16 protein-coding genes are annotated in these 14,412 nt (G+C 71.2%); 4 read left to right on the top strand and 12 right to left on the bottom strand.

Annotation, left to right across the window (positions count from 1 at the left end; genetic code table 11):
- Positions 1–1,008, bottom strand: a 1,008-nt coding sequence (locus ACLVWQ_RS01265; RefSeq protein ID WP_414106172.1) for a LacI family DNA-binding transcriptional regulator, incomplete at its 3' end; no start/stop codon positions are given.
- Positions 1,009–1,221: 213 nt separating this feature from the next.
- Between ACLVWQ_RS01265 and ACLVWQ_RS01260 the strand changes: the two genes are divergently transcribed.
- Genes ACLVWQ_RS01260 through ACLVWQ_RS01250 form a run of 3 tightly spaced genes read left to right on the top strand, consistent with a single transcriptional unit; the run spans position 1,222 to position 4,411 of the window.
- Positions 1,222–2,373 carry a Gfo/Idh/MocA family protein gene (locus tag ACLVWQ_RS01260; RefSeq protein ID WP_414106171.1) on the top strand — a complete coding sequence of 384 codons (1,152 nt, stop codon included), beginning with the start codon at positions 1,222–1,224 and terminating at the stop codon, positions 2,371–2,373.
- Positions 2,370–3,569, top strand: coding sequence for a dihydrodipicolinate synthase family protein (locus ACLVWQ_RS01255; RefSeq protein ID WP_414106170.1), 1,200 nt, complete (start codon positions 2,370–2,372; stop codon positions 3,567–3,569). The genes ACLVWQ_RS01260 and ACLVWQ_RS01255 overlap by 4 nt, the downstream gene beginning before the upstream one ends.
- Positions 3,566–4,411: a sugar phosphate isomerase/epimerase family protein gene (locus ACLVWQ_RS01250; RefSeq protein WP_414106169.1), complete on the top strand. Its 846-nt coding sequence runs from the start codon at positions 3,566–3,568 to the stop codon at positions 4,409–4,411. Before ACLVWQ_RS01255 ends, ACLVWQ_RS01250 begins: the two co-directional genes overlap by 4 nt.
- Here ACLVWQ_RS01250 and ACLVWQ_RS01245 read toward each other — a convergent pair.
- The 9 genes from ACLVWQ_RS01245 to ACLVWQ_RS01205 all read right to left on the bottom strand — a co-directional run bounded on the left by ACLVWQ_RS01245 (position 4,332) and on the right by ACLVWQ_RS01205 (position 11,962).
- A complete protein-coding gene (locus tag ACLVWQ_RS01245) occupies positions 4,332–4,997 on the bottom strand; it encodes a GNAT family N-acetyltransferase (RefSeq protein ID WP_414106168.1) in 666 nt (221 codons plus the stop codon). The genes ACLVWQ_RS01250 and ACLVWQ_RS01245 overlap by 80 nt on opposite strands.
- 71 nt (positions 4,998–5,068) lie before the next feature.
- The gene (locus tag ACLVWQ_RS01240; protein ID WP_414106167.1) at positions 5,069–6,274 is read right to left on the bottom strand and encodes a sugar-transfer associated ATP-grasp domain-containing protein; all 1,206 of its coding nucleotides are present in this window, start codon (positions 6,272–6,274) and stop codon (positions 5,069–5,071) included.
- Between the two features lie 4 nt (positions 6,275–6,278).
- Positions 6,279–7,016 carry a hypothetical protein gene (locus ACLVWQ_RS01235; RefSeq protein WP_414106165.1) on the bottom strand — a complete coding sequence of 246 codons (738 nt, stop codon included), beginning with the start codon at positions 7,014–7,016 and terminating at the stop codon, positions 6,279–6,281.
- A 12-nt stretch (positions 7,017–7,028) separates the two neighbouring features.
- Positions 7,029–7,712, bottom strand: coding sequence for a hypothetical protein (locus ACLVWQ_RS01230; protein WP_414106164.1), 684 nt, complete (start codon positions 7,710–7,712; stop codon positions 7,029–7,031).
- Positions 7,699–8,469: an MBL fold metallo-hydrolase gene (locus tag ACLVWQ_RS01225; protein WP_414106163.1), complete on the bottom strand. Its 771-nt coding sequence runs from the start codon at positions 8,467–8,469 to the stop codon at positions 7,699–7,701. The genes ACLVWQ_RS01230 and ACLVWQ_RS01225 overlap by 14 nt, the downstream gene beginning before the upstream one ends.
- A gap of 61 nt (positions 8,470–8,530) precedes the next feature.
- Positions 8,531–9,694 carry a hypothetical protein gene (locus ACLVWQ_RS01220; RefSeq protein WP_414106162.1) on the bottom strand — a complete coding sequence of 388 codons (1,164 nt, stop codon included), beginning with the start codon at positions 9,692–9,694 and terminating at the stop codon, positions 8,531–8,533.
- A 34-nt stretch (positions 9,695–9,728) separates the two neighbouring features.
- Positions 9,729–10,100 carry a hypothetical protein gene (locus ACLVWQ_RS01215; RefSeq protein WP_414106161.1) on the bottom strand — a complete coding sequence of 124 codons (372 nt, stop codon included), beginning with the start codon at positions 10,098–10,100 and terminating at the stop codon, positions 9,729–9,731.
- Positions 10,101–10,146: 46 nt separating this feature from the next.
- Positions 10,147–10,563, bottom strand: coding sequence for an NUDIX hydrolase (locus ACLVWQ_RS01210; protein ID WP_414106160.1), 417 nt, complete (start codon positions 10,561–10,563; stop codon positions 10,147–10,149).
- 334 nt (positions 10,564–10,897) lie between these two features.
- Complete coding sequence (locus ACLVWQ_RS01205) at positions 10,898–11,962, bottom strand: aldo/keto reductase (RefSeq protein ID WP_414106159.1); 1,065 nt, start codon at positions 11,960–11,962, stop codon at positions 10,898–10,900.
- A gap of 143 nt (positions 11,963–12,105) precedes the next feature.
- On the opposite strand from ACLVWQ_RS01205, the gene ACLVWQ_RS01200 reads away from it, so the two are divergent.
- Complete coding sequence (locus tag ACLVWQ_RS01200; protein WP_414106158.1) at positions 12,106–12,942, top strand: helix-turn-helix transcriptional regulator; 837 nt, start codon at positions 12,106–12,108, stop codon at positions 12,940–12,942.
- A 55-nt stretch (positions 12,943–12,997) separates the two neighbouring features.
- On the opposite strand, the gene rbsD is transcribed toward ACLVWQ_RS01200, so the two are convergent.
- Together rbsD and ACLVWQ_RS01190 are read right to left on the bottom strand one after the other, a co-directional pair.
- Positions 12,998–13,399 carry a D-ribose pyranase gene (gene rbsD, locus ACLVWQ_RS01195; protein ID WP_414106157.1) on the bottom strand — a complete coding sequence of 134 codons (402 nt, stop codon included), beginning with the start codon at positions 13,397–13,399 and terminating at the stop codon, positions 12,998–13,000.
- Positions 13,396–14,370 (bottom strand): ribokinase, encoded by a 975-nt coding sequence (locus ACLVWQ_RS01190; RefSeq protein ID WP_414106156.1) that lies wholly within the window; start codon positions 14,368–14,370, stop codon positions 13,396–13,398. Before ACLVWQ_RS01190 ends, rbsD begins: the two co-directional genes overlap by 4 nt.
- Between the last annotated feature and the right edge of the window lie 42 nt (positions 14,371–14,412).

Below are 14,412 nucleotides of genomic sequence, written 5' to 3'. Positions count from 1 at the left end.
CCCCCGAATCGCCGCGATCCCTCCAGCAGGAACCCCCTCCCGCCCCATCGCGATCCGCCCCGCCCGAGCCCCCGCCTCCGCCAACGGCAACCGCACCGTCGTCAGCGCCGGCACCGCGTCGATGCTGAACGGCAGGTCGTCGAAGCCCACGACGGACACGTCGTCAGGGATCCGCAGCCCCGAGTCGCGCAGCGCCGCACACGCCCCCAGCGCGACCGAGTCGTTCGCGGCCACCACAGCCGTCAACGCCGGCTCACGCCGCAGGAGTTCGAGCGTCCCCTCGTACCCCGCCCCCCGGTCGTACCGGCCGAGCACGGTCAGCCCGGGATCGTCGGGGACACCGTGCGCCGCGAGCGCGTCCCGGTGGCCCTCCAGCCGGTGGCGGGTCGTCGTCCGCTCCTCAGGACCCGCGATGTACCCCATGCGCCGGTGCCCGAGGCCGATCAGATGCTCGGTGAGCTGCCGCCCGCCGCCCCGGTTGTCGAAGGTGAGCGCCACCGCCTCGGTGTCCGCCGGCGCGGGCGGCCGCCCGCACAGCACCACACGCGTCCCGGCCGCACCCAGTTTGCGCAGCTTCGTCGCCACGGCCGCCGCGTGCGTGGTGTTCTCCACCGCCCCGCCCGTCAGCACGACCGCCGCGGCACGCTGGCGCTGCAGGAGCGTGAGGTAGGTGAGCTCGCGCTCGGGCGAGCCGCCGGTGTTGCACACGACGGCCAGCCGCTCCCCGCCCGCCCGGCCCCCGGGCCCCCCGATCTCGGACTGGATCGCCCCCGCCATGATCCCGAAGAACGGGTCGGCGATGTCGTTGACCAGGATTCCGACCAGGTCGGAGGTGGCGGCCGCGAGTGCGCTCGCGGGGCCGTTCAGTACGTAGTCCAGTTCGTCCACGGCCCGCAGCACCCGTTCACGGGTGGAGGCCGCCACGGGGTAGTTCCCGTTCAGCACGCGCGACACCGTCGCGGGTGAGACCTGTGCGCGGGCCGCCACGTCCGCCAGGGTCACCGTCATCTCGTCGTCCTCCGGTCGCGCATCTCGTCGTCGCCCTCCGGGCCGTACCGCTTCCGGCCTCGGCCCCGGGCCTGTGCAGACCCTATGGCCGCGGCCGCGAACCCACCCCGTTCGCCCCCTCGAACAACTCGCCATCCCCGTGGTCTTGTCCGATCTGTTGCAGAGAGGCTAACTTCTCCTTACATAGAAAGCGCTTGCTGCGAAGGGAATGACGTGACACGCAAGACGGTGCGCATCGCCATGAACGGTGTGACGGGACGCATGGGCTACCGCCAGCATCTCGTCCGCTCGATTCTCGCCCTGCGCGAGCAGGGCGGCCTCGACCTCGGCGACGGTGCCGTGCTGTGGCCCGAACCCGTCCTGGTCGGGCGGCGCGAGCCCGCGCTGAAGGCGATCGCCGACCGGCACGGCATCGAGCACTGGTCCACGGACCTCGACGCCGTGCTCGCGGATCCGACCATCGACATCTACTTCGACTCGCAGGTCACCTCGGCGCGCGAGGAGGCGCTCGGGAAGGCGATCGCGGCCGGCAAGCACATCTACACGGAGAAGCCGACCGCGACCGGCCTCGACGGCGCCCTCGGCCTGGCCCGCCTGGCGGACGACGCCGGCATCAAGCACGGCGTCGTCCAGGACAAGCTCTTCCTCCCCGGACTGCTCAAGCTCAAGCGGCTCATCGACGGGGGCTTCTTCGGCCGTGTCCTGTCCATCCGCGGGGAGTTCGGCTACTGGGTCTTCGAGGGCGACTGGCAGTCCGCGCAGCGCCCCTCGTGGAACTACCGGTCCGAGGACGGCGGCGGCATCGTCGTCGACATGTTCCCGCACTGGGAGTACGTGCTGCACGAGCTGTTCGGCCGGGTGAGGACCGTCCAGGCGCTCACCGCCACCCACCTCCCGCAGCGCTGGGACGAGAGGAACAAGCCGTACGACGCCACGGCCGACGACGCCGCGTACGGCATCTTCGAACTCGACGGCGGCGCGATCGCCCAGATCAACTCCTCCTGGGCGGTCCGCGTCAACCGCGACGAACTCGTCGAGTTCCAGGTCGACGGCACCGAGGGCTCGGCCGTCGCCGGGCTGCGCGAGTGCCGTGTCCAGCACCGCTCCGCGACCCCCAAGCCGGTCTGGAACCCGGACATCCCCGCCACCGAGGTCTTCCGCGACCAGTGGCAGGAGGTGCCCGACAACGGCGAGTTCGACAACGGCTTCAAGGCGCAGTGGGAGCTCTTCCTCAAGCACGTCTACGCCGACGCGCCCTACCACTGGGACCTGCTGGCCGGCGCCCGCGGCGTCCAGCTCGCCGAACTGGGCCTGAGGTCCTCGGCGGAGGGCCGCCGTTTCGACGTACCGGAGATCTCGCTGTGACGAACGGGAAGAGCCCGGCCGGCCCCCCGGCCATCCGACTGCCGGACGCGGGCGGCGCGTTGCGCACCTACACCCCCCGCGCCGAACCCCTCGCCGTCACCGCCGGCGCGCCCTTCTCCTCCCGTACGGTCTACTCGGCGGCGCACGTCGTGGCCGACCCGTACGCCGATGTCTCGCCGGACTCCCCGGCCGCCGTCGACTGGGACGCCACCCTCGCCTTCCGCCGTCATCTGTGGTCCCACGGGCTCGGTGTCGCCGAGGCGATGGACACGGCCCAGCGCGGGATGGGCCTCGACTGGGCGGGCGCGGCCGAGCTGATCCGCCGTTCGTCGGCCGAGGCGAAGGCGGTCGGCGGGCTGATCGCCTGCGGCGTCGGCACCGACCAGCTGCCGGTCACCGAGGCCGGTCACCCGTACAGCCTGGACGAGGTGCGGGCCGCGTACGAGGAGCAGTTGGCCCTCGTCGAGGAGTCCGGTTCGCGGGCCGTCCTCATGGCCTCACGGGTGCTGACCGCCGTCGCCAAGGGCCCCGAGGACTATCTGGAGGTCTACGGCCACCTGCTCCGGCAGGCCGCCGAGCCCGTGGTCCTGCACTGGCTGGGCCCCATGTTCGACCCGGCCCTGGAGGGCTACTGGGGCAGCACCGACCTGGACGCCGCCACCAGCACGTTCCTGGAGGTCATCGCCGCCCACCCCGACAAGGTCGACGGCATCAAGGTCTCGCTGCTGGACGCCGAGCGCGAGATCGACCTGCGCCGCAAGCTCCCCGACGGGGTGCGCTGCTACACCGGCGACGACTTCAACTACCCCGAGCTGATCGCGGGTGACGAGCAGGGCTTCAGCCATGCCCTGCTCGGCATCTTCGACCCGCTGGGGCCGCTGGCCGCCGAGGCGGTCCGCGTGCTGGACACCGGTGACGTGGGTGGCTTCCGCCGGCTCCTGGACCCCACCGTCGAGTTGTCGCGCCATCTCTTCCGGACGCCCACCCGTTTCTACAAGACCGGTGTGGTCCTGCTGGCCTGGCTCGCGGGCCACCAGTCCCACTTCACGATGGTCGGCGGCCTCCAGGCGGCCCGCTCGCTGCCGCACCTGGCCCGAGCGTACGAACTCGCCGACGGCCTGGGCCTGTTCCCCGACCCGGCACTCGCCCAGGCCCGTATGAAGAACCTGCTCTCCCTGTACGGAGTGAACCCATGAGTACGACTTCCCCCGGTGACCTCGCCCGCTTCTCCATCAACCAGATGACCGTCAAGCAACTGTCGATGCCCGAACTGGTCGACGCCTGCGTGCAGTCGGGCGTACCGGGCGTGGGCCTGTGGCGGGCCCCGGTGCAGGCGTACGGCCTGGAGAAGTCGGCCGAGCTGGTGAGGGAGGCCGGGCTGGCCGTCACCACCCTGTGCCGGGGCGGCTTCCTCACGGCGATCGACCCGGCCGAGCGGGCGGAGGCGCTCGACGACAACCGCCTGGCGGTCGACGAGGCGGCCACCCTCGGCACCGACACGCTCGTCCTGGTCTCCGGCGGCCTCCCCGAGGGCTCCAAGGACCTCCGCGGCGCCCGGGAGCGGATCGCGGACGCACTGGGCGAGCTGGGCCCGTACGCCGAGGAGCGGGGGGTGCGGCTGGCCATCGAGCCGCTCCACCCGATGTACGCCGCCGACCGCTGTGTGGTCTCCACCCTCACCCAGGCCCTGGACCTCGCGGAACGCTTCCCCGCACAGCAGGTCGGCGTCACGGTCGACACGTACCACCTCTGGTGGGACGACCAGGCGCCCGCGCAGATCGCCCGCGCGGGAGCGGGCGGCCGTATCCACACCTTCCAGCTGGCCGACTGGACGACCCCGCTGCCCGAGGGCGTCCTCAACGGCCGCGGCCAGCTCGGCGACGGTGCGATCGACCTGCGCGAGTGGAAGGCGTACGTCGAGGCGGCGGGCTACACGGGCCCCATCGAGGTCGAACTCTTCAACGAAGGCCTGTGGGCCCGCGACGGCCGAGAGGTCCTGACGGAGACGGCGGCGCGCTTCGTGGCACACACGCACTGACGCTCCGGCGGTGCTGTTCTCTTGCCGTCAGCGCCGTCCCGCATGGTTCCTGCCGCCGGTCCTGGCCGCCCGGCGGCAGGCGGAGGAGGGCCGGGCCGGCGTCCTCCTCGCGGCTGTGCCCGACGATCACGAAGTCGTGTGCGAGGTGCCACAGGAGACCGGGGCGGGCTTCGTCGTCGACCGACAGGGGCGTCCCCCGCCCCAGGATCTCGACGCTGACAGCCGCGACGCCGGCCGCGCTGGTGGCCCCGCCGCATTCGGCGAGGCGGCGTTCGTAGAGCAGACCGCCGATCCCGCTGCCGCGGAAGTCCGGCAGCACCTCGGAAGAGCACAGGTACACGCCGGTGGAGTGGGCGGTGGCTCCGTCCAGGTCCACGTAGTAGTGCCGCCGCCTCCCGTACCAGGAGGTGCAGCCGATCACCCGGCCCCGGTACAGGGCGCAGAGGTAGCTCTGACCGGGGGCAGGGCGACGAGTGACCCGTAAGGGAACGAGGCTGTCCAGCGTCGTCCGGTCCACGAAGGCGAGGAACGCGGGCAACGTCGCGCGGTCGAGGCGCGCCACGCGCACTTCGGTCCTGTCGATCACCGATCACCGCTCCCTCGGCCCGGTACCCCGATACCTCGATGGCCCGGTGGCCTGCTCCTGACGTCCGCGCGCTACCAGCCGGCGCGGAAACGCGTCGTCCTGAACTCCTCCAGCATCGGCCTGCCGGGCAGCAACTGAGGAACGTTCATGCCCCAGTTCGGGTTGCCCTCCAGGACGACGGGGCCGCGGTCCGAGAGCCCCACGTCCCAGCCGACCGACCCGACGCAGGGAAACAGGTCGTGGGCCCGTGTGCACATGTCCCGGACGGTCCTCGCCCAGGACTTCGGAAGTACGTAGGCGCACGGACCTCGGTTCGCGCCCCGCACGTCCAGCCCGTCCCCGCAGGAACCGTCCTCGTGGACCAGATGTGCGGTGCCGCCCTGTCGCCGGTTGGCGGCCACCGCTCCCGCTCCGCCGCGGAACAGGACCATTCCCGCTGTCTCGGTGCGTCCCCGGAGCTTGGAGGTGACGACTCTCATGGCCGGAAGGGCGGTGTCGCCCGACCGCGCGAACCAGTCGTCCGGCCGGAGCAGTTCCTCGGCCACCAGCCGGCCGGCGCGGACCAGGTCCTCCAGCGCCCGGCTGCCGGTCGGCGGCGCGTGGCCCGACCTGGCGGCCCACACGGACTCGCCCTGCAGGCCGTAGCGGTCCTTCAGCATCCAGGACGTCCCGTACGGGACGTCCCGGTGCGAGAAACGGAGGACCCCGAGGGGCCGGGGGTTCCCGGGGTCGACGTCTTCGGCCGCTGTCCACACCTGGGTTCCGGCGTCGAGCAGGATCTGCCGCGGGACCTCGATTCCCGCGGCCCTGAGACGGCGGTTGCACCGCGCCTTGTCGTCGACGAGCGCCGCCGCGACGGCACAGTTGTTCCAGTCGCGGTATTCGGTACGGCGTGCGCGCGGCACCACACCGCGCAGCGCGGCCAGGTCCAGTCCGCCGCACGTACGCAGTGCCCTGAGGTCACGGCTGTCGCAACTCGTCCGCAGAGCCAGGAACACGGCGTCGAGGAGCGGGTGGTCCCGGCCGACCGACTGTCGGTGGCGCCACACGTCCGCCGCGCCCTTCACCCCGTAGAGGAGGGAGCGCAGCGCCCGGCCCGCGGGACCCGTGCCGGTCGTCGTGACCAGGACGGTTCCCCACGTCAGACGTGGGGCGGACGCCGGCGTCAGCTGACCCCGATGCGTCCCGCAGACGAACCTGGCGGCGAGACCCGACGGCAGCGGACGCGCGAAGTCCGCGGAAGCGCTGTTCACGCGGTTGTTCACAGGGCTGTTCATGGCGCTACTCATGGGGCACCTCACGCGACCGTGCGGGCTCGACATCCGACCAGGTCCGCAGGACCCGGTTCCTGATCGTCCGTGCCGTCGCGGCCTCGAACTCCGCCACGGCACGGGAGACGGGGTTCGAGCCCGGCGGTGTCCTCCCTGTGTCCAGGAACTCACGGAGCTGCGCCAGAGCGGCGCCGTCCAGGCCGGAACGTACGAACGCCTCGAAGTTCGGACGCAGGAACCCGGCAGGATTGCCCACCACGAGATGCCCGATTCCCACGGTACGAGTCACCGCGGCGGCCATGCCGGCGAAGGACCAGTGCCCCATCACCGTGCGGGGGTGCAGTGAGCATCCGATGCCCAGCCCGCTCCAGTCGAGCATGACACCGTGGCCTCCCACGGAGCAGTTGACCGACAGCGTGACATGGGAGCCGACGTGCGAGTCGTGGGCCAGCAGGCTTCCCGCGCCCACCGAGCTGTGGTCGCCGAGGACGGTGGCCCGGCCGACCGGGGCGTGCATGACGGTGTGCTCACCGAAGTAGTTGCCGGAGCCGATGCGGACCGTGCCCGGTCTTCGCCCGGCGGCGACGCCCTGCCGATGTGCCTGGCGGCACCGCCCGCCGATCACCGTGTAGGCACCGAAGAAGTTGTCGTCCCCGATGACCGCGGGGCCGAGGATCACGACGCCGTGCTCGAAGGTGTTCCGCCGGCCCAGCGTGACCTCGCCGGAGGTCTTCGGCCACTTCGCCATGGTGACTGCCTCTCACCACTCGGGTAGGTCAAGGGCTTTGCGCACCTCACCGGTGCACGTTCTGATCAGGTCGATCGTCTCGTCCCGCAGGGCCGGCTTCAGGCGGGGCCCGGAGCGTCGCCACTGGGTGACGATCTCGCCGAAGCCGTCCCTGCGGGCGTGGTCGGGCAGGTTCTCGTAGGACCAGAGCGAGACGTCCCAGCCGGCCGCGCGCAGTGCCAGGTACTCCTCGGCGATCTTCCGCCAGCGCTCGGCATAGAAGACGGCGTACCAGGAGTCGGCGCCGCCGTACTGCTCGGCGATGTCGCCGTGCCGGACGGGGTCGCACATCGAGCGGTAGGCCGCCGCCGGTTCGCGGAGCAGGAAGACGACGCGTCGCCGAGTGGTGTGCCGCAGCAACTGCTGCTCCGCCCACGTGCTCAGGACGGCGGTCGTGGCCGGGGTGGCGGCCAGGCGGTCGAGGTAGTGCTGGATGCCCGCGAGGCCGGCGACGACGGTGGTGTCCAGGGTGAAGCCGGCGGCCCGCCGGGCGAACTCCTCGCTCTGCGCGGCCGGTCCCTGTTTCACCCAGTGGCGGTGGTGGACGATGTCCGGCTTGTTGTGAACGGTCAGACCGGTCCGCGCCAGGGCGTGCCGCAGGTAGGTCGAGCCTGAGCCGCCCATGCCGCAGAAGACGACCGGGTCAGCGGAGTTCAAGGCGATCACCGTCCGAGAGGACGCGTACCTCGGCACCGCACCCCCGGAAGGCGTCCAGGACCGCGCTCTCCTCGGCCGGCGGGAACCCGACGTGTGTCAGCAGTACCGACTCCAACGACGGGCGGTCACGCACCAGTCCGGCGATGTCCGCGGCACCCGCGTGCCCGGCGTTCCCGGTCGGACCCGCGCAGTCGACGACGAACGCCCGCACCGAGTCGTCCACGGCGCTCACCAGTCGTTCGTCACAGACGGCGTCGCCGGAGAACACGGTGTCGCGTACGCGGTAACCGAGGGCCTCGGTGCCCGCGTGGGTGACGGGATACGCGGTGACCCGCAGTCCCGCGGTGCCCTTCAGTTCGCTGGGGCGGTCCGCGTCGGCCTGGCGCCAGTCGATCCGCGGGGCGTTGCGGCGCTCCTCCAGACCGAAGACGGCGAGCAGGGCCTTCGCGACGCCGAGGGTCTCCCGCGTGCCATGGACGGTGAGCGGTTCCTCCCGGAACAGGCCGAGCATCCACGACGAGTGGATCAGGCTGGGGAGGCCGTACACGTGGTCGGGGTGGCCGTGGGTGAGGCAGAGGTGGCGAAGGGCGCCCGGGTCGAGACCGCGGCTCAGGATCTCGTGCACGGGGCTGCCGCTGCAGTCGATGGCCAGCAGCGCGTCACCGGTTTCGACGAGGTACGAGGAGTTGGCCCGCAGAGCGCTCGGTTTGGCCGAGCCGCTCCCCAGTACGTGGAGCGTGCGTCGTTCTTCGTTCACTTCTGTCCTCTCATCCGGCTTCATCCGTCTTCATCCGGCTTCGGCCGGCTTCTTCATCCGGTCATCGTTCTTCTTCCAGCGCCTGCCAGTTGCGCACGCTGGAGTTGCGCTCGGCGAACAGGCGCTCGATGTCCAGTGACCGGCGGCCCGCTTCCACCGCTTCGCGGATCGCCTTGACCCGTTTCCGGACAGCTCTCTCTTCGAGGCCGCCGCGGAAGATCGGGGTCATGGTGTGGAGGAGCACCGGATCGCTGACCGCGGCGGCATAGGCGTAGGCCACGCGCGGTTCCACTCCGCCGGTCAGCGCCGGCAGGCTGGCCTTTCGTGCGTTTCTCCTGCTCAGCAGCGGCATGATGGCTTCGTAGAGGGTTCCGCCGCGCAGCGCGGGGACACTCAGCAGCCCTATGTTGACCACGTCACCGCCCATCGCGTGGATCATCGAGGCATAGGCGGCCTGGCTCCAGAACGTGCGCCCCGACGGGTATGAGGTGAGGGTGTAGGCGAAGATCGGCACATTCCAGGTCCGGAGGTATTCGAGGACCGAGAACCCCATGGCCGACGGGCACATACGGATGCCGACGGTGATGTTGGGGACCTGTGGTTGCAGTGTGGTGGCGATCCGCTCGGTCAGCCGGACCGCGTAGTCGAGTCTGCTGGTGGCGTTGAAGAAGAGCGCGACCGGCCGGCCGGCTGTCGCCTCGTCGGCCACGGCGGCGGCGCGCAGCGTCAGTTCATGGGGGGTCACGTTCAGACTGAGGTCGGTGACGACCTGTACGCCGGCTCGTACGAGGGCGCGGCTCACCTCGTTCCAGGACTGACGGGCTGCCGTCTTCGGCACGGGCACCGAGAGCCATGGAGCGGGACCGGCGGACCCGTCCAGGATGCCGGTCCCGCGGATCGGGCCGGGGAAGAGCGGATCGGTGCCCAGGAGGCTGAACGCGCTGAGCGTCACGCTTCTGATGGCGGGATCGCGGAAGCTCGTACCGCCGAGCAGGGCGACCAGCCCCGCCGAGCCGCGCTCGGCCATGCCGAAGGAACCGAGTTCCAGGTCGACGCTGAGGGACAGGAAGAGATCGTCCTGGGTGGAGTTCGTGCGGTAGGTCATGTCGATCTCCGCCCGGCTGTCGGTCCGGTGGGCCAGCAGTCCCTTCCGGACGGTGGCCACGATCCGGTCCACATGTGACGACGGCGCCAGGACGAGGTCGTACTCAAGTCGCAGAGTCATGCCGGCTCCGCAGAGTCATGCCGGCTCCGCGGAGTCATGACGGCTCGATGGGGCCGACGAGAGCCCACAGCACGGCGGCGATCGTGGTGGCGTTGAGCGCCAGAGCCCATGAGCCAAGACCCGTGTAGTGGGCCGCGGCAGTGGCCAGGACGAACGCGGCGAGCGCGAAGGCGGCCGCGAACTGGAAGCGGACCGAGCGACGCCACATGCGCGCGTTTCCCCCTGGGTTCTCGGACTTCACCGAGGTGCGTAACGTGGCCAGCGCCACGAAGACCGTGGTGGCCGTGCCGTCGAACTGCGAGAGCAGGCCCATGACGGTGGTGTCGCGGCTGATCGACATGTGCTCGGTCGCCTCATGAACGGCGAGAGTGGCCAGGACCATCAGCAGTACGGGCACCCACAGCACGCGCGCATAGAACGTGATACGTACCTCCGGTCGTGCCAGGCCTGTCCTAGTAGGACCGGACGAACGGGCCGTTCAGGTCCAACGCGTCACTGACCCTGAGGGCCCGCAGCGGTGGCATCACCGCGCAGGCTTCCTGCGGGGTCATCCACGTGACGTCGGAAGCCTCGTCCGAGACGCTCGGCTCGCCTGCCACGACGTCGCAGAGGAAGGCGATGGACACGGTCCGACGAGGGATGTTCTTGTAGACGCCGGTCAGTCTCAGCGGATGCACCGTCACGCCGGTTTCCTCGAGGACCTCGCGGACGACACCCCGCTCCAGTCCTTCGCCGGTCTCCAGTATTCCTCCGGGTGGCACCCAGGTGCCGTCGTCCACCCGCTTGATCGCCAGAAGGCGGCCGTCGTCTCTCAGGACGATGCCGGTGACACTGACGGCATGCAGCGGTACCGCGAGATCGGAATCCACCTGCGCTCCCCCAACAGTCCCGCGCATTCTAGCGAGCTATGACTTACGTCACGCAATACGCGCGTCGCTCATCGGGGCCCACCGGCCCGCCCGGCGCTGCTCGGAAGAAGCTCAAAAAAATCTCAAGGCACCGTGCAACCCTCCCCCCGCCTCGTGGGTCGTAGTGGGCATCAGGACCTTTGGAGGGGGATCCGGGGGGATCGCGGGGGTTCTGATCTGGGGGAGGGGACAGAGGGGGCCCGGTCGACGGACCGGGCCCCCTCGAGAATTCCCCGTTGCTTCCCGTACTCGCCCGTCCTGGCCCGGACCACCCCTGCTACCGGTACTTCTCCGGTCAGCGGCGGGTTTCGAGCTTCAGGTCGCCCGCGCTCACCTCGCGGATGTGGTCACTGGCGAGCAGGTCGTGCGGGTAGCCGAGTTCGATCCCACTGGCCTCGTCGAGGCGGGTCAGCTGGGCGGCCGTGAAGTCGACCTCCAGGGCGCCCAGGTTGTCCGCCAGCTGCGCGGGGGTACGGGCGCCGATGATCGGAGCCGTCACGCCCGGGTTCTGCAGGGTCCAGGCCAGCCCGACCTGGGCGGGTGTGACGCCCAGGTCCGCGGCGACCTCCTTCACGGCGTCGGCGACGTCGAGATTGCGCTCGGTGACCCAGCCCAGGGCGGTGTTCAGGCTCTTGCGGGTGCTCTCGTCGGACGCGTGGTCCGTCGCGGTCAGGTCGGCGCGGCTGTACTTGCCGGTGAGTATCCCGCCCGCCAGCGGCGAGTACGGGATGACGCCCAGCCCCATCTCCCGTGCCATGGGGATCAGGTCGCGCTCCCCGGCGCGCTGGATCAGGCTGTACTCGATCTCCAGCGCGACCAGGGGCGACCAGCCGCGCAGATCGGCGATCGCCTGCATGCGCGACACCTGCCAGGCCGGGGCGTTCGAGATCGCCACGTAGAGGATCTTGCCCTGCCTGACCAGGTCGTCCAGGCCGCGCAGGATCTCCTCGACCGGCGTCGTGAAGTCCCACACGTGCAGATAGAGCAGGTCGAGGTAGTCCGTGTTCAGCCGGCGCAGACTGGATTCCACCGACGCGAACAGGCTCTTGCGGTGAGATCCCCCGGAATTCGGGTCGCCGGGGCGGCGCAGCGTCGTGTACTTCGTCGCCAGCACCAGGCTTTCCCGGTTGTCGCGGGTGAATTCGCCCAGCAGGCGCTCGGAACTGCCGTCGGTGTAGGTGTTGGCCGTGTCGATGAAATTGCCGCCGCGTTCGACGTACAGGTCGAACAGTTTGCGTGCCTCGTCCTGCTCGGCGCCCCAGCCCCATTCGGTGCCGAAGGTCGCCGCGCCCAGTGCCAGCGGTGAGACCCGCAGCCCGGAGCGGCCCAGCAGCCGGTAGGTGTCGAGAGTGAGCGACATGGTGATCAGGTCCTTCGGTGTCTGTCGGTGTCAGTCGGTGTCTGTGATCCGTTGTCGGGAACAAGACTGCGACCGCCGCCGGCCGGGGGTAAGGGAAGGAAGTTCCTGGGAACAGCGGTCCTACCCTGGCTGTTGGACCGGGCATGACGACGACTCGCACCGTGGACGCGACGCAGGAGCTGGCCGCGTTCCTGCGGACCCGGCGCGAGCGCCTGGACCCGCACGATTTCGGCCTGCCGTCGCGTCGTGGGTCCCGGCGGACCCCGGGGCTGCGCCGCGAGGAGGTCGCCGAGCTGGCCGGGGTCAGCATCGACTACATCGTGCGGCTGGAGCAGGCCCGCGGGCTGCGGCCCTCGGCGGACGTGGTGGAGGCGCTGGCCCGCGCGCTGCGGCTGGCCCCCGACGAACGCGCGTACCTCTTCGACCTGACCCGGCAGCGCCGGCGCGTCAGCGACGAGCCGGCCGCCACCGCGGCGCCGCAGCTGGCCCGGCTGGTCGCCGAGCTGTCACCGCTGCCGGCCATGCTGATGAACCACCGCTTCGACATCCTGGCCTGGAACGACGAGATGGCGAGGCTGCTCCTGGATTTCGACACCCTGCCGCCGGAGCGGCGCAACGCGATGTGGCTGTGCCTGATCCATCCGGAGATACGCGAGTTCTACGTCGACCGCGCGCGGGTCCTGCGCGAGGGAATCGCCCATCTGCGGGCCGCGTGGGCCGCGCACCCGGAGGACCGGGCGCTGACCGGACTCATCGCCGAATTCACCGCCCATGACGAGGAGTTCGCCCGGCTGTGGGCCGAGGGCGACGTCAAGGTGAACGGCCGCGGGAGCAAGGCGATGCGGCATCCCGACGCCGGTGAGATCGCCGTGCACTTCGAGGTCCTCATGCCGCTTCAGGACACGGACCAGCGGTTGATGATCTGCCGGGCCGCGGACGACCGGAGCCGGTCGGCACTGGACCGCCTGTACGCACGCTGACTCCCCCGAACACGGGGAGTGTGGTCGGCGCCGCGGGGAGTGCGGTCGGCCTGGCTCAGAAGAAGACCCCGCAGCGCAGCAGGACGTTCGCGTACGGGCGGACCTCGCCGGTGCGCACGATCAGGCGGGCGCCGGCCGAGAGGGCCTTCAGCTCCTCGTGGGACACATGGGTCAGCGTGGCCGGGAAGTGGGCGCTCAGCAGGGCGGACGCCTGCGGGTTCGCCTTCCGTACCTCCTCCGCCGCCGTCGCGCCCTCCACGACCAGCTCATCGAGGAGCCCTTCCAGGACCTCCGCGAAGGACGGCACCCCGGCTCGGAACGCCAGGTCCACGACCCGCGGCCCGGCCGGGCCCGCCGGGATCGGCATGCCCGCGTCGCAGATCAGCACGCCGTCGCCGTGACCCAGCTCGGCTGTCGCGCCCGCGAGGTGACGGTTCAGGATTCCGGTCTTCTTCATACGGCGGCGACCTCTTCGGCAGTGGGGAAGGACGCCTGCGCGCCCTCCCGGGTGACGGCGACCGCGCCCACGCGGGCCGCGTACGCGGCGGAGTCGGCGAGGGACTCCCCGGCGCCCAGCCGCCAGGCCAGCGCGGCGGTGAACGCGTCACCGGCGCCGGTCGTGTCCACGGCGCGCACCTTCACGGCCGGGACCCGGACCGTGCCCGAGGCGTCCGCGACCAGCGCGCCCTCGTCCCCCAGGGTGACGACCACCGAGCGCGGGCCGAGCGCGAGAAGCGCCGCCGCCCACTGATCGGGCGTTTTGGCCGGGTCCGTGCCGAGCAGCACCCGTGCCTCGTGCTCGTTCACGATCAGCGGGTCGCAGGCCGCGAGCACCTCGGCGGGCAGCGGCTGCGGCGGCGACGGGTTCAGCACGAAGCGGGTGCCGGGCCCCGGCGACCGAGGCCCTGGCGACCGAGGTTCCGGCGACCCGGGTTCCGGCGACCCGGGTTCCGGAGCCCGCAGGGTCCGTACGACCTCCACGACCGTCTCCAGCGGGATCTCCAGCTGCGCCGAGACGACCCGGGAGGCCGCGAGCAGGGCGGCCGCGGGTGCCGCGCGGATGTCGTCCGGGGTCAGCCGGCCGTTCGCGCCGGGCGACACCACGATGCTGTTGTCCCCGGACGGGTCCACCGTGATGAGCGCGACCCCGGTGGGCGCCCCGCCGACGAGTACCCCCGCCGTGTCGACCCCGGCCGCCCGCTGCGAGTCGAGCAGCAGCCTGCCGTGCGCGTCGTCGCCGACCCGGGCGAGGAGCGCCGTACGCGCCCCCAGCCGGGCGGCGGCGACCGCCTGGTTGGCGCCCTTGCCGCCGGGGTGCAGGGCCAGGTCGGAGCCGAGCACGGTCTCCCCGGCGCCCGGCCGCCGCTCGACGCCGATGACCAGGTCGGCGTTGGCCGACCCCACGACCAGCAGGTCGTAGTCGAACATGAACTGACTCCCTCTCCCTGGACCCAGGGGTTGAGGCGGGTG

The organism is Streptomyces sp. CWNU-52B (assembly GCF_047444975.1).
GTDB lineage: Bacteria > Actinomycetota > Actinomycetes > Streptomycetales > Streptomycetaceae > Streptomyces.
The sequence above is the reverse complement of the archived record's forward strand: the minus strand, read 5'-3'. Positions and strand labels throughout refer to the sequence as shown.

Bases quoted from the DNA above. Each gene is read 5' to 3' on its own strand.
- ACLVWQ_RS01220 (WP_414106162.1), bottom strand. From the start codon at position 9,694: ATGACTCTGCGACTTGAGTACGACCTCGTCCTGGCGCCGTCGTCACAT.
- ACLVWQ_RS01200 (WP_414106158.1), top strand. From the start codon at position 12,106: ATGACGACGACTCGCACCGTGGACGCGACGCAGGAGCTGGCCGCGTTC.
- ACLVWQ_RS01190 (WP_414106156.1), bottom strand. From the start codon at position 14,370: ATGTTCGACTACGACCTGCTGGTCGTGGGGTCGGCCAACGCCGACCTG.
- ACLVWQ_RS01235 (WP_414106165.1), bottom strand. From the start codon at position 7,016: ATGGCGAAGTGGCCGAAGACCTCCGGCGAGGTCACGCTGGGCCGGCGG.
- rbsD (WP_414106157.1), bottom strand. From the start codon at position 13,399: ATGAAGAAGACCGGAATCCTGAACCGTCACCTCGCGGGCGCGACAGCC.
- ACLVWQ_RS01250 (WP_414106169.1), top strand. From the start codon at position 3,566: ATGAGTACGACTTCCCCCGGTGACCTCGCCCGCTTCTCCATCAACCAG.
- ACLVWQ_RS01240 (WP_414106167.1), bottom strand. From the start codon at position 6,274: ATGAACAGCCCTGTGAACAACCGCGTGAACAGCGCTTCCGCGGACTTC.
- ACLVWQ_RS01205 (WP_414106159.1), bottom strand. From the start codon at position 11,962: ATGTCGCTCACTCTCGACACCTACCGGCTGCTGGGCCGCTCCGGGCTG.